Below are 13,287 nucleotides of genomic sequence, written 5' to 3' on the forward strand. Positions count from 1 at the left end.
GACTCATTTTTGTTACCGCTTTCATTTTTAAATACAAGTGACTGAACGCTCGCTCAACATGATTCCAAGAAAAGAGGGAGTGCATACACTCCCATTTCCTCAATTCTACGATAATACTGATAGTTCCGCAATAGTTTTATTGTAAAACTGGTTCCTCTTCTGTTTCTTCAATTGCTTGAGCGTCTTCACCAAAAATCGAACGTTCGAGTAATTCTGCAATGTCGTATGTGCCAACTTTGTCTTCAACTTCGACCGCTTTCGTTCCGTCAGATAGCATCGTCAAGCAGTATGGACAACCTGACGAGATAATACCAGGGCTCACTTCGAGCGCCTGCTCTGTTCTTGCAACGTTAATGCGGTGACCTGTGTCTTCTTCCATCCACATAAGGCCCCCACCTGCACCACAGCACATACCGTCTTCGCGATTACGTTTCATTTCAACAAGTGTGACGCCCGGAATCGCCTTGAGAATTTCACGTGGCGGATCGTAAACATCGTTGTATCTGCCTAGATAGCACGAATCGTGGAACGTAATCGTTTCGTTAATCGCATGTTGCGGTTTCAATTTCCCTTGAACAACAAGCTCGTATAGCAGTTCCGTGTGGTGAATGACTTCAGCTTTAAAGCCGAAGTCTGGGTATTCATTTTTAAAGATATTGTAAGCATGTGGATCAATGGTGACGAGTTTTGTCACGCCCGCTTTTTCAAACTCTTCAATATTGGCAGTCGCTAATTCTTGGAATAAAAACTCATTACCCAGACGACGTGGTGTATCGCCTGAGTTCTTCTCTTTATTGCCCAAAATAGCGAATTTGACGCCAGCTTCATTCATGAGATGAACAAATGACAACGCAATTTTTTGTGAGCGGTTATCGAATGCACCCATCGAGCCAACCCAGAATAGGTACTCAAATTCCTCATCCGCTTTTTTCAATTCCTTCACTGTCGGAATATGAAGATCCGGACGTGCTTCACGCCATTTTTCTTTTTCTTTACGGTTAAGTCCCCATGGATTTCCTTGACGTTCGATATTTGTCATTGCGCGCTGTGCATCCGCATCCATTTTCCCTTCCGTCATAACAAGATAACGACGAAGGTCAATGATTTTGTCGACGTGCTCGTTCATTACTGGACATTGATCTTCACAGTTACGACATGTTGTACAAGCCCAAATTTCTTCTTCTGTAATGATATCGCCGATCAAAGATGGACTGTAAATATCATCCATTGTAGCGCCTTCAAGTCCCGCGGCAAATGCAATCTGGTTTGCTTTCGTATTGTTGAACGCGAAGGTCGGTACCCATGGCTTTTGCTTCGTCATAAGTGCCCCTGTGCTCGTCAGGTTATCACGTAGCTTCGTAATCAAATCCATTGGAGATAGCATTTTTCCTGTTCCAGATGCAGGACACATATTTGTACAGCGTCCGCATTCCACACAGGCGTATAGGTCAATCATTTGTAATTGTGTAAAGTCCGTGATTTTACCCACACCGAGAGCCGGCATGTCGTCTTCATTTTCCTCGTCTTCTAATGCCTCGAAATCAATGGCTTTTAGCTTACCCGCATTATCCAAGCGATGAAAGTAAACGTTTGCAGGACCCGCAATTAAGTGAGCATGCTTGGATTGTGGTACGTACACAAGGAACGTTAGTAAAATTAATAGATGGATCCACCAGCCGATATAAAAAATAGCAATGGCTACTGTTGCAGGCAGGAAGCCAAAAATTGTAGCAATCGCTGATGCAACTGGCTCTGACCAGGTTGCTTCGTGTCCATGCCAAATCATCCCCATTCCGTTGGCTAGTAGCGTCGATAGCATAAGGCCACCGATGAAAATAAGAACGAGTCCTGATTTCCAGCCACGCTTCAAACGAACCAATTTTTCAATATAGCGGCGGTGGAATGCCCAGATAACCGCTACAAGAATCGTCAATGCAACGATTTCTTGGAAAAATGTAAAGGCTGGATAGATTGAACCAAATGGTAAATGTGATCCCGGCTTTAAGCCTTTCCAAATCAGATCGATTGCTCCGAATTGGACGAGTAAAAATCCGTAGAAGAACATGAGATGGATTACTCCACTTTTCTTATCCTTCAATAATTTTTTCTGTCCAAAGACGTAGACCCATATTTTCTGGAGACGTTCTTTAACGTTGTTATCAAACTCGTCTTTTCTACCGAGCTTGATGAACTGAATTCGTGTTTTGATTAAGTATGTGAACAAAGCTAAACCGTATGCCGTCACCGCCAGAAACAAAATCCAGTTGGCAATTAGTAATGGGCTCATTTGTCCTCTCCCCTTTCTTGTTGTATCAATTAGTAGTGATAGTGTAGTGGAAAATAACTTTAATGTCGATACTCTATTTACTAGTTTAAAATATGAATGAGCATTCAGTCAACCTAAACTTTTGAATAGTTTGAGATATTGGGTGTATTGTCGGGGGAACTGGACTACCTATTTCACGAACTCGGCGACGGATTGGGAGTACCCGGACACCCTTCGAGGAAACTGGAACACCACGACAGCTTTCCCCTCTACTAAATTCAAAAAAACCTGCAATGACGACGCAGGTTTCAACTAGCTTATTTGTATTTTATTCAAATTGGCACCAAAAAGTACTTCGGCTGCTGTTATTTTTTCGGCAGGAACCGCCACGAGAACGACTGTTGCTGGGCCGCCTGATTTCGTTGGATCTAGCACAGTTTCAACCTGTGCCATCCCATTGCCTGTCATCTGACGGACTTCCTGCAAAATACCGCTTGAGCCGACTGGCCAGATTCGCTCGACAATGCCGACTTCCAATGCCTCCCGAAGTAGTCGAAGTGACGCAACTTCTGCTTTGCGTTCTAGCACTTCATTGCCAACAAGCGGGGTGCCGTACGTAAACCAAGTAACCTCTTCAACAAGCGCCCGCTCTTTTTTCTCACCAATCATGGTCACCGCCATTGCTGATTGCACAAGCTCCATATTCGTTTCCGTGCTGCCACTAATCGCAGGAGCCGCAAGCCCCGCCTCTTCGAATAAATCCGTCACACCCGCCACATATTTTTCCCAACTCGCGCTACCGCTAAAATTGTGGATAATAATGGTGACAGGTTCCGCATGACTCGCCCATTGTTCGAGCAATGCGACACGCGCAGCAAAATAGGCTGTGACATGGTCTGGCGCGGCAACGATATCGCCTCGTTTTTCACCGATGCCGCCTGAATTGTCGGTTGTGACGATAAAACCATTACCAATGTCAATGGCATTTCTCATCTCAATACCCCTATACGATCTACTACAACAGACTTGAGTGCTGGCAAAACGACAGCCGCGACAACAGCGTTTAGCACAGTTGCGACAACAATCGATGGCAATATTCCTATGAAAAATGCCGGTGACACTAAGAAGTAAAATGGCAGTGGTGCAAGCAAGCTATTGGCGATAATGAAGAATACCCACTTCATCACGTTACTGCCCGCTTGATGCATACGAGCAAAGATGAAAATAATGACGAACATTTCAAGGGCGATAATCACATGAAAGGGCCCTAATGGAAATCCCGCATACATCGCAGAAGCTGTATGACCTAGCACGGCGGCAATTCCTGAAAATACAGGCGGCAAAAAGGTAGCTGATACGAGAGCCGGTACCGTGTCTAGCGCTAACGAACCAACAGCTGATGGTATTTTAATTAAACCACCAACGGCACACATCGCTACGAATAGTGCCGTTAATGTCATCGTTCTCAATTTCATTTACTTATGACTCCTTTTTCTTATCCGTCCTGAATACTTTTGCACTGCGGACATATTCATTATCGGGTACATTCACCCTTGCATTGGCAATACGCGCCGCGACAAATAGATAGTCGGAGAGTCGATTCAAATAGCGTTGAACAGCTGGTGAAACGTCTTCTTCTGCCTTCATGAGAGATACGGTCTGACGCTCCGCGCGTCTCGCGATTGTCCGTGCGATATGAAGGGTTGCCGCCGCTGGTGACCCACCCGGTAATATGAAGCGCTCAAGCTCCGGCGCTTCCTCCATTAGCTTGTCGATGCGCTGTTCTAACACTTCAATTGGCTCATCGGATAATTTATAGTGGCGCTCCTTCATAACGTTTGCGAGGTCACCGCCGCCGTCAAATAATTCATTTTGGATAGCTTCCAAATCTGCCAGCATATCTGCAAAAATAGTCCCATCCAACTCTGTCATCGCCTTCCCGACAAATGAATTCAATTCATCCATCGTGCCATAGGCTTCCACTCGCAAACTGTCCTTGTCAACACGTCCACCTATTAAACTCGTTTGCCCTTTGTCTCCTGTGCGTGTGTAAATTTTCATGATTCCTCTCCCCTTTTCTTCAAAGTTTGTGCAAGGCCATACCAAATCCGCGTCACTTCATCTGCCTCTGCCATCAACCGCTGATAGAGCCGGCCGCAAGCATCCCGCAACTTTCTTTGCTGTGCTTCTATCGGTACAATTCCTCGACCGATATCGGTTAAAACGACAATTACATCACGATCGGCAACCGTGGTCAATACGTAGTCAGTCGCATCTGCTTCCGACAAATCCGTCTCTGCAAGCCACTTTTCAATGCCCGAGATAACTATTGTCTGAGTAGCGTCTGAGTTGTACAAGTGACCTACTTCCCGCCACTCGACTTCCCTACCCGCCAACATCGTCCTCACATACTCCCGCTTGCCGTTATGAGCACCGCCGATAATGACGTGCATCGCTGTCCCTCCTCGAATGCTTGTTCACTGGCCCACTCCAGTCGATAACCTGTTCCATGCGGAATCGACCATGACCAAAACTCTTTGACTATTGGTGAAAACCTTGTCAATAGTAGCCGAATCGGTCCACCATGCGTCACAATTACCGAACCATTTGAAACCCGCTTCAAAGCCGATAGCACCCGCTGTTCTAGCGCTATCAAACTTTCTCCACCACGCGGTGCATAGTTATACGGATCGTCAATCCACCGACAATAGTCTATATCCTTTTCAAGGTCGACATATGTTTTTCCTTCAAAATCGCCAAAATGACATTCACGCCAATTCGAATCCGCTTCATATGTCGCCTCAGGGAAATAAAGAGCGGCTGTTTGCCTAGCACGTAACAAATCGCTACCTACAACGAATGATGCGGGTAACAGACACTCAGCCTGCGTCGCTACAATCGACTCATCTGTCCAGCCAATATACTTGCGCTGTTCATTGCCAGCAGTTGGCAAATGACGGATTACATGAAGCACAAAACGGTCATCCATAACAACGCCTCCGTTCCTTCGATAAAAGCCCCACATAAATCACCGCTAACACCACCAAAATGCTTGCGTGACCAGCTACAAAACACGATAAGGGTAACTGCTAGTACAGCAAACAACCCAATTGGCAGGAGCAAACTATTCATAATCAAAGCAACAGCTACCAACACCACCGCACTAGTAGCCAATGAACAACCAATAATCACATTGCCAGCCATCTTCTCTTTAAAAAAATGAGCAATTCCTTTATCCTTCGCAAGAGGAACCATTGTGAAATAAACATTCAAGGCAGCTCTCGCTAAAAAAGGAATGGCGATAAATAACGCTATATGTCCCGTCCCACGCATTAGGATTTCATTGAACAAAGTGATTTTGACAACAATGAGTAAAACCAATGCCATCGTACCAAATGCACCAAGGCGCGGATCATCCAATATTTCCAATCGTTTGGCGCGATCTCGATAAGAAAAGAACGCATCGCCTGTATCTGCCCAGCCATCTAGATGTAATCCGCCAGTCAAAATGATTCCCACCAACAGCACAAACACCGCAGCAAGAAGCGGACCAACATGTACAACATCCAACAGAAGAACGGATACTGTATACATCGCCAGCCCAATTGCTGCTCCAACAAACGGCAACGCCACATACATCGCCGTCACTTCTTGACGACCAAGAGGCAGCTCCTTCTTCACTGGGATAGCTGTAAAAAACTGTAGCGCCAACAATATACCGTTCATCTTATTCCCTCGGTTCCGATAGAATATCTTTCAATAACGGCCAATTAAGATTTGCCTTCACATGCGCCGCCCACTCGTCGTAGATATCAACGCCACGCGGTGCAGACATAACCGGTCGATCCGCGTCTTCCTCTTCAATGCCATGATTAACCATGTATGGAATCACACCAGCCACAGGGATGCCCGTATACGTTTCAATAAATTCAATACCTTCTTGGAATAACGAGACGTCCCCATGAAATTTATTGATAACTATGGCTTTCACACGCGCACGGTGCGCTTCTGGAAGCAATTGCAATGTGCCGACAATCGACGCAATGGCACCTCCACGGTCAATATCAGCCACTAACACAGCAGGCACATCCGCGATTTCAGCCACGCGCATATTGACGATTTCTCGGTCATTGAGATTGACTTCTGCCGGGCTTCCAGCTCCTTCAATAATGACCGTGTCATAGTTATCCGCCAGTTTGTTAAGTGACGTCTGAATCGCTTCAATTCCCCGATTGAAAAACTGATCCCGGTACGTCATTCCGGCTATTGGGCCAAATTTTTCTCCGAAAAAAAGCACTTCTGATTTCATGCCTGCCACTGGTTTCAGCAAAATCGGATTCATATAAATGGATGGCACCGTTCTAGCCGCCAATGCTTGGATAAATTGCGCACGGCTCATTTCTTCACCGTTATCTGTTGTCGCAGAAAATCTAGACATATTTTGCGATTTAAATGGCGTCACTCGTACACCTTCGTCCGATAAAATACGGCATAGCGCTGTACAAATCATCGTTTTTCCAGAATCTGATGCAGTCCCTAACACCATCAATCCATTCATGCCAGTACCCCCTCACCCATTTTTCCAATACGTCGCTAGCCCATAATCCATTTCAATTGCCGTATCAGCCGTCGCTACAAGTTGCTGGTGAATCCGCCCAATCCATTGCCGATAACAATTCGTTTCTTCATACGTTGACGGCAGCTCATCCAGCACTTCATTCGACACGATTGTCAGGTGTTTAGCTGTCATCAGCAGCGTATCGATTGTTGCGTACAATGTCTGTACTTTTTGTTCCATACAGCCCGCTTGCCCCAGGCACGGTATCCCCGTTTCCCAACCTTCATATAATTCATTTGCCAGCCAGGTTGTTAAACAATCCCATAAGACATAGTCACCTTGTTGAATGGCGGGCAATACTTCTTCTAGCTTTGCCGACTGCTCTAGTGTTGTCCAGTTTTGATCTGAACGGTCTTGTCGATGACGCTCAATTCGTGCCTGCATTTCTGAATCCGTTGCTAATCCTGAAGCAATATAAACCAGTCGCCCGTCATGAAGCTGTGCTTCTTCCACAAGCTGTCGTTCCGCATAGGCACTTTTCCCACTGCGAACTCCACCGCTTATAAACGTTAGTTTTCCGCGAACCATCGACTCAACTCCTCTGTCAACACAGCCATTTCCGCCTCATTCTTCATACCGATTCTGAACCAACGACCGTCCATACCGTGAAAGTTTTCGGAGTGCCGGAGCACAATACCCCGTGCCAATAAATCTTGATAGAGCGTGTTGGCAGCTCGTCCTGTTTTAAACGACAGAAAATTCGTCACAGAATCCGTCACCGTACAGCCATTGGCCATAAGAAATGCGGTTAACTGTTCACGTTGCTGCTGACTATGCTGAATCGCCTGTTGTCGGAACGATTCCCCCGGTAAACAAGCCGCCCCAATTCGCGCCGCCATGCCATTAACATTCCAATGCGGTGCCAATTTTTTTATACCGACAATTACAGATGGATTAGCTACGACATAGCCAAGGCGGATACCCGGAATGGCATACATTTTTGTCATGGAGCGCACGACGATGACATGTGGATTTTCTTTTATTGCCGGGATGAATGACAGCTTTTCATCGACAAAATCAATGAAGGCTTCATCCAACACAATGTCACAACCCACTTCGGCGCCGTAACGGATAATGTCCTGCAAATCTTTGCGTTCAGGCATTATGCCCGTCGGATTGTTAGGTGTACATAAATAGAGAACCGCAGCTGACGCCATAGCTTGTTTGATTTCACTCAAAGGTAACTTGAATCCATCTGCTTCAACTGCCACAACGCGAACAACCTCAACGTTTTTGGCTGTCAACGTCGCTTCATACTCTGAAAACGTCGGATGGACAACAATCGCACGCTTACCTCGGTAGCGTTCGGCGACAAGTGCCAGCAATTCTGCAGCCCCATTTCCTACAAATACCGATGACTTAGAAACGTCGTGAAAATCGGCTACTGCAGACAAAAATGGTTCGCCTGCTGGATCTGGATACGCCCCAATTTCCGCCAATAAATCCGACCACATCTCCCGAACAACTTGTGGTGGACCTGCCGGATTAACGTTCTCACTAAAATCCAATACACATGCCGGCAAGTCAATGCCTAGTCGTGCATAGACATGGTGCGGATTGGCACCGTGTTCAGGCAATTGCATAGAAAAACACTCCAATCACTGTGAGGATAAGCCAAAAAGTAAAGGCAACGATATGCATTTGCCGAATGGTCAATTTAATATGTGCTGCTGTAAGCGGAACAGTACCTGGACCGATTTCTGGTCGTTCAGATACCACACCACGATATGTACTTTTACCACCCAATTTAACGCCTAATTGCCAAGCCGTTGCCGCTTCTAAAAAGCCACTATTCGGACTTGGATGGCGCCTAGCATCTCGGTTCCAACCCGTAAAGCGTTTCATCAAACCCAACCGACCTTCATTCGGTGAATAGAAAATAATGAGAAAGCCCGTCATTCGTGCGGGGATGAAATTCAATACATCATCCGCGCGTGCAGAAAACTTGCCGAACTTTTCATAGCGCTCATCCTTGTAGCCGATCATGGAATCAAGTGTATTGACCGTTTTATAGAGCCACAAGCCTGGCGCACCAAGTAAAAATGCCCAAAACAACGGTGACGTGATGCCATCCGCCGTATTTTCGGATACTGTTTCAATGGCTCCACGCGCAATATCACTTTCCTGTAACTTTTCTGTATCACGACCGACAATCCACGATAGCTTCGTACGCGCCTCTGGTAAATCTTTCGCAACAAGCGGATCGTACACACTTAGTGCTGCATCGCGTAAACTTTTTTGTGCCAGTCCAATTGCGATAAGAATAGCTTCGACAATGATACCCGCAAATAGATTCATTTGATAAGCGAACGCGACAATGATGAAGACCATTATAAAAACGCTACCGACCATAATGAAAAGCGTAAGCGCCCCTTTCCCTGTGCGGAAACGTCCTTTATTCAAAAGGGAGGTCAACTTGGAAATCAAATTGCCAATCCAGCGAATCGGATGTGGCCAGGTTGGCGGATCTCCAATGATACGGTCGAGTAAAAAACCGATTGCAATGGCGATAAAATGTGCTGGAATCACGTTGTCCACCCTTTCGCTTGCTTATAGGCATGAATGGCGCGAATTGTGCAATCATAGACGCCATGTCCAATCAGTTTACCGAGCGGCGTAATGGGTCCTGCATAAGGCAGAAATTCGCCTTGTTGTGTTGCCGCAACGAGTAGGCTGTCCGTTGATGTCCCCGTTGCGATGGTACCCGTTAGTGGATCTTGTATAGCTTCCACTTGCAGCGCTTTTGTTTTCGCTTCAGTTGCTGTAATCATCGCTTGAATAAATGCTTCATCCGGTAATGTACCGTTGACGATAATCCATGTATTAATGGTACCAATGCGTGGTTCACGATCACGAGTCAGCGCCTGGGACACATCGACCGCATTGCCAACGCCTGCCGTTACCGCAATTAACACCGTACCAAAATCCCCCTGATAACACTCTACCTCTACATGTTCCGTTGTCACTGCCGTCATCATGCCAACCGTATCTGCGCCATGAAAACCTTGTTGCTCTAGATAGGCTGCCATTTCAGCTTTGGCATCATCACTATTGTAGTTGGCATCGACGTGGCGGTTGACAAATGCACGATACCATCCCGTTCCCGCATTATGTACAGCAGACGACATCGTTTTCAGCGGACCCGCTGTGAGCAGGGCAACATAGTCTGATGATACCGTAAAGTCATCAAGGGTCACCGTAAACGATAGCGTTTCCCCTTTTTTAACAGGAGGAACTGTAATTTGTGGCTTCGGTATTTCAGGATGCACTTGTGTTTTGACCTGTGCTTGAGAAATATTTTCAATAGCCTGCTCTTGCACGCCAGGCTTCTTGCCATACCCGCCCGTTAAATCGTCCACTTGAAACATGTCACATAGCCCCTTTTCTGTTTTATTTATAGAAATCAGCTGGAAATACCAGCGCGCCAACCATACTAAAAAATGGGTAGCGTATAAGTTCAGATGACTGGAATGGAGATACTAAAAAAAGCGTCATCACAGCACCGACTGAGGCGCCGGATGACACTCCGAGGGTGTATGGTTCAGCAATACCCCTTGAAAAGCGGTGGCTGCAATTGCAAGTGATAAATTGATAAGTCCTGCCAATACAACGCGTGACATACAAGTGCTAAACCATAGTCACCATATGCTTTTCCTGCTGTTTGTTTACAAATAAAAATCCCTCGTATAGGTACGAAGGAATATTTAGTAAAAATGCGCATGCACAGATGCATCGATTTTCACCAAACCTATCCTCGTAGGCTATCGGGTGATTCAATAAAGGCAGGTCTCCTGACTCGTTTTCGTATATTTAAATAATACACGGGCACTTACAGTGGCGGGACCGTGGCGGACTTCAACCGACTTCCCTTTTAACCTCGTTGATGGCGAGGACCTTTATGTTTGGCTATGTAATTTTGTACATCTTTTAGTATACTACAACTTTTGAAGGTGTCGAGAGCGGACAAAAGTTATTGGCGGCCGTTGGTGATTTATTGGCGGCTAGTAGCTCTTTATTGGCGCTCTTCAGCACTTTATTAGCGCTTATCGACCGTTTATTGGCGCCCAGAGACTAGTTATTGGCGAATCATGACTTTCTACTCACAAAAAAACGCCACACTCAGGAAAAGCATCCTCAGTGCAGCGGTCAATCCAGTTACATTTTTTCCGGAGCAGAAACACCAATCAGCTTTAACGCATTGGCAATTGTCGTGCGGGTTGCTGTAATCAGCGCGAGTCGTGCTTCTGACAAGTCGCGATTTGTTGGGTCCAATACTTTTTCAGCATTGTAGAAGCTATGGAATGTAGCTGCTAGTTCTTGAATGTAGGTTGCGATGCGATGTGGTATACGCAATCTTGCAGCATCACTAATGACTTTCGGGAAGTCACCAATTTTCTTCAACAATTCCAATTCTTTTTCGGCTTGCAATAAAGAAACGTTATCCGCAGATGCCGCAAGCCCTGTCTCTTCAGCCTGTCGTAAAATGGAGGAGATCCGTGCATGCGCATATTGAGCGTAATACACTGGGTTTTCATTAGACTGTGAAATCGCAAGGTCAAGGTCGAAGTCCATTTGTGAATCGCCTGAACGCATAGCGAAGAAGTAACGAACTGCATCCAAACCGACGTCTTCAACAAGTTCCCGTAAAGTAACAGCTTTCCCTGTACGTTTACTCATTTTGAATTTTTCACCGTCTTTATACAACTGAACCATTTGTGCCACGCTTACTTCCAACGTATCACGACCATAGCCAAGTGCTTCAATCGCCGCCTTCATACGTGGAATATAGCCATGGTGGTCAGCACCCCAAATGTTAATGAGCTTGTCAAAGCCGCGGAATAATTTATCTTCATGATAGGCAATGTCTGGTAGTAAATACGTGTATGTACCATCATTTTTAATAAGCACGCGATCTTTATCGTCCCCGAATGTTGTTGAACGGAACCATGTTGCACCATCTTCTTCAAATACATGACCGTTTGCACGTAATTTGTCGAGTGCTACATCGATTTTACCGTTTTCATATAATGATGTTTCTGAGAACCATACATCGAATGATACGCGGAAATCAGCAAGGTCTTTCTTTAATTTCGCTAATTCAAAATCAAGTCCGTATTTACGGAAGTAGTCATAGCGCTCTTGTTCTGAAACATTAACGAATTTATCGCCAAATTCTTTCGCAAGTTCTTCTCCGATACCAATAATATCTTTTCCTTGATAACCATCTTCCGGCATTTCTTTGTCTAAACCAAGTGCTTGGAAATAACGTGCTTCGATTGAATAAGCAAGGTTATTGATTTGATTACCGGCATCGTTAATATAGTATTCGCGCGCGACATCATAGCCTGCAAAATCAAGGACATTACAGAGAGAATCGCCAAGTGATGCGCCCCGTGCATGGCCTAAGTGAAGATCGCCAGTTGGGTTAGCTGACACGAATTCGACTTGTATTTTTTCGTTGGCACCAGCAGTTGAACGGCCATAGTTTTCACCTTGCTCAAGAACTGTCTTGACGATGTCACCTAGATAATCTGTTGCCAATTTAATATTCATGAATCCAGGGCCTGCAATGTCAATGGATTCGATAGATGTCCCAGATGTATCTAAGTGCTCAAGAATAGCTTCCGCAATGGCACGTGGTGGCTTTTTTGCCAACTTTGTCAGTTGCATGGCAATATTCGTTGCGTAATCTCCATTGTCTTTACTTTTTGGTGTTTCCAGCATAATTTCTGGAATTGCCGTCTCTTCTACAAGCTCTGCTGCAATAACCGCCGCGCGCAAGGCTGATTTTACTTCTTGTTGAATCTGTTCTACTGCATTCATCGTTTACCCTCCGTATATGTAATGGTCAATTCGTATGTGCCAAGTAAAGATCCTTCTGCATGTAGCTCGTAAGCAACATGGAATCGTCCTGTTTGTTCACTAAATTCAAGCCTTGTCGTTTTGACAAGCAAGTTAAATGACGCTGGCCCACTACCATAAGCTCCTTGTCGTTCACCCTCTAGGATGAATGGCAAGCGCATCATCACCGCGCCACTGCGCAATATAAGTGCATCCTTTGCCCCCATTTTGACAGTCGTCTGAACAGATTGGCCATTTTGTTGCTCGGTATATTTTAAATAATAGCTACCTTTTTTCTCAATGAGCTGCCCCGTTAGACTTAACTCATGAATCTCCTGATCTTGTCCGGGATGCCGGATTGACGAATGGAGCTGGATATCTACGTTATGTACCCTATCCTGCGTTTCCATACGCTCACCGTCCTTTTCCTATTATCTAAACTCTAGGCGCCCTGCGCTTTTCTTTAAGTACATCTTTTTATTATATCCTTTCCACACTCTATATTTCAATCTATCCGTATGATTTATGTTTTTATGTTTACTCCGTTTAATCTCTTTCCACG

15 protein-coding genes and 1 riboswitch are annotated in these 13,287 nt (G+C 45.5%); all 15 genes read right to left on the reverse strand.

The window, feature by feature from the left end; genetic code table 11:
* Window positions 1–136 precede the first annotated feature (136 nt).
* The gene (locus N1I80_RS18375) at window positions 137–2,287 is read right to left on the reverse strand and encodes a (Fe-S)-binding protein (protein ID WP_340739284.1); all 2,151 of its coding nucleotides are present in this window, start codon (window positions 2,285–2,287) and stop codon (window positions 137–139) included.
* 291 nt (window positions 2,288–2,578) lie between these two features.
* On the reverse strand, window positions 2,579–3,259 hold the full coding sequence (locus N1I80_RS18380) for a hypothetical protein (RefSeq protein WP_340739285.1): 681 nt from the start codon (window positions 3,257–3,259) through the stop codon (window positions 2,579–2,581).
* Window positions 3,256–3,741, reverse strand: coding sequence for an ECF transporter S component (locus N1I80_RS18385; protein ID WP_340739286.1), 486 nt, complete (start codon window positions 3,739–3,741; stop codon window positions 3,256–3,258). The genes N1I80_RS18380 and N1I80_RS18385 overlap by 4 nt, the downstream gene beginning before the upstream one ends.
* 4 nt (window positions 3,742–3,745) lie before the next feature.
* Window positions 3,746–4,327, reverse strand: a complete 582-nt coding sequence (locus N1I80_RS18390) for a cob(I)yrinic acid a,c-diamide adenosyltransferase (protein ID WP_340739287.1) — start codon at window positions 4,325–4,327, stop codon at window positions 3,746–3,748.
* Window positions 4,324–4,719, reverse strand: a complete 396-nt coding sequence (locus N1I80_RS18395) for a bifunctional adenosylcobinamide kinase/adenosylcobinamide-phosphate guanylyltransferase (RefSeq protein WP_340739288.1) — start codon at window positions 4,717–4,719, stop codon at window positions 4,324–4,326. The genes N1I80_RS18390 and N1I80_RS18395 overlap by 4 nt, the downstream gene beginning before the upstream one ends.
* Window positions 4,671–5,255 carry a histidine phosphatase family protein gene (locus tag N1I80_RS18400; RefSeq protein ID WP_340739289.1) on the reverse strand — a complete coding sequence of 195 codons (585 nt, stop codon included), beginning with the start codon at window positions 5,253–5,255 and terminating at the stop codon, window positions 4,671–4,673. Before N1I80_RS18400 ends, N1I80_RS18395 begins: the two co-directional genes overlap by 49 nt.
* On the reverse strand, window positions 5,228–5,992 hold the full coding sequence (gene cobS, locus N1I80_RS18405; protein WP_340739290.1) for an adenosylcobinamide-GDP ribazoletransferase: 765 nt from the start codon (window positions 5,990–5,992) through the stop codon (window positions 5,228–5,230). Before cobS ends, N1I80_RS18400 begins: the two co-directional genes overlap by 28 nt.
* 1 nt (window position 5,993) lies before the next feature.
* On the reverse strand, window positions 5,994–6,824 hold the full coding sequence (locus N1I80_RS18410; protein WP_340739291.1) for a cobyric acid synthase: 831 nt from the start codon (window positions 6,822–6,824) through the stop codon (window positions 5,994–5,996).
* Between the two features lie 12 nt (window positions 6,825–6,836).
* Complete coding sequence (locus tag N1I80_RS18415) at window positions 6,837–7,412, reverse strand: bifunctional adenosylcobinamide kinase/adenosylcobinamide-phosphate guanylyltransferase (RefSeq protein ID WP_340739292.1); 576 nt, start codon at window positions 7,410–7,412, stop codon at window positions 6,837–6,839.
* Window positions 7,394–8,467 (reverse strand): threonine-phosphate decarboxylase CobD, encoded by a 1,074-nt coding sequence (gene cobD / locus N1I80_RS18420; protein WP_340739293.1) that lies wholly within the window; start codon window positions 8,465–8,467, stop codon window positions 7,394–7,396. The genes N1I80_RS18415 and cobD overlap by 19 nt, the downstream gene beginning before the upstream one ends.
* On the reverse strand, window positions 8,454–9,410 hold the full coding sequence (cbiB, locus tag N1I80_RS18425) for an adenosylcobinamide-phosphate synthase CbiB (protein WP_340740090.1): 957 nt from the start codon (window positions 9,408–9,410) through the stop codon (window positions 8,454–8,456). The genes cobD and cbiB overlap by 14 nt, the downstream gene beginning before the upstream one ends.
* Window positions 9,410–10,252 (reverse strand): adenosylcobinamide amidohydrolase, encoded by an 843-nt coding sequence (locus N1I80_RS18430; protein ID WP_340739294.1) that lies wholly within the window; start codon window positions 10,250–10,252, stop codon window positions 9,410–9,412. The genes cbiB and N1I80_RS18430 overlap by 1 nt, the downstream gene beginning before the upstream one ends.
* Before the next feature lie 22 nt (window positions 10,253–10,274).
* A complete protein-coding gene (locus N1I80_RS18435; RefSeq protein ID WP_340740091.1) occupies window positions 10,275–10,379 on the reverse strand; it encodes a hypothetical protein in 105 nt (34 codons plus the stop codon).
* 269 nt (window positions 10,380–10,648) lie between these two features.
* A riboswitch (cobalamin riboswitch) is annotated at window positions 10,649–10,797 on the reverse strand.
* A gap of 242 nt (window positions 10,798–11,039) precedes the next feature.
* Window positions 11,040–12,707 carry an arginine--tRNA ligase gene (gene argS / locus N1I80_RS18445; RefSeq protein WP_340739295.1) on the reverse strand — a complete coding sequence of 556 codons (1,668 nt, stop codon included), beginning with the start codon at window positions 12,705–12,707 and terminating at the stop codon, window positions 11,040–11,042.
* Window positions 12,704–13,135: a DUF1934 domain-containing protein gene (locus tag N1I80_RS18450; RefSeq protein WP_340739296.1), complete on the reverse strand. Its 432-nt coding sequence runs from the start codon at window positions 13,133–13,135 to the stop codon at window positions 12,704–12,706. The genes argS and N1I80_RS18450 overlap by 4 nt, the downstream gene beginning before the upstream one ends.
* Window positions 13,136–13,287 lie beyond the last annotated feature (152 nt).

The organism is Sporosarcina sp. FSL K6-3457 (assembly GCF_038007285.1).
In the GTDB taxonomy this organism is placed as follows: Bacteria; Bacillota; Bacilli; order Bacillales_A; family Planococcaceae; genus Sporosarcina.

Bases quoted from the DNA above. Each gene is read 5' to 3' on its own strand.
- N1I80_RS18380 (WP_340739285.1), bottom strand. From the start codon at position 3,259: ATGAGAAATGCCATTGACATTGGTAATGGTTTTATCGTCACAACCGAC.
- N1I80_RS18430 (WP_340739294.1), bottom strand. From the start codon at position 10,252: ATGTTTCAAGTGGACGATTTAACGGGCGGGTATGGCAAGAAGCCTGGC.
- N1I80_RS18400 (WP_340739289.1), bottom strand. From the start codon at position 5,255: ATGGATGACCGTTTTGTGCTTCATGTAATCCGTCATTTGCCAACTGCT.
- N1I80_RS18390 (WP_340739287.1), bottom strand. From the start codon at position 4,327: ATGAAAATTTACACACGCACAGGAGACAAAGGGCAAACGAGTTTAATA.
- N1I80_RS18415 (WP_340739292.1), bottom strand. From the start codon at position 7,412: ATGGTTCGCGGAAAACTAACGTTTATAAGCGGTGGAGTTCGCAGTGGG.
- N1I80_RS18375 (WP_340739284.1), bottom strand. From the start codon at position 2,287: ATGAGCCCATTACTAATTGCCAACTGGATTTTGTTTCTGGCGGTGACG.
- N1I80_RS18410 (WP_340739291.1), bottom strand. From the start codon at position 6,824: ATGAATGGATTGATGGTGTTAGGGACTGCATCAGATTCTGGAAAAACG.
- N1I80_RS18435 (WP_340740091.1), bottom strand. From the start codon at position 10,379: ATGACGCTTTTTTTAGTATCTCCATTCCAGTCATCTGAACTTATACGC.
- N1I80_RS18395 (WP_340739288.1), bottom strand. From the start codon at position 4,719: ATGCACGTCATTATCGGCGGTGCTCATAACGGCAAGCGGGAGTATGTG.
- N1I80_RS18450 (WP_340739296.1), bottom strand. From the start codon at position 13,135: ATGGAAACGCAGGATAGGGTACATAACGTAGATATCCAGCTCCATTCG.
- argS (WP_340739295.1), bottom strand. From the start codon at position 12,707: ATGAATGCAGTAGAACAGATTCAACAAGAAGTAAAATCAGCCTTGCGC.
- cobD (WP_340739293.1), bottom strand. From the start codon at position 8,467: ATGCAATTGCCTGAACACGGTGCCAATCCGCACCATGTCTATGCACGA.
- cobS (WP_340739290.1), bottom strand. From the start codon at position 5,992: ATGAACGGTATATTGTTGGCGCTACAGTTTTTTACAGCTATCCCAGTG.
- N1I80_RS18385 (WP_340739286.1), bottom strand. From the start codon at position 3,741: ATGAAATTGAGAACGATGACATTAACGGCACTATTCGTAGCGATGTGT.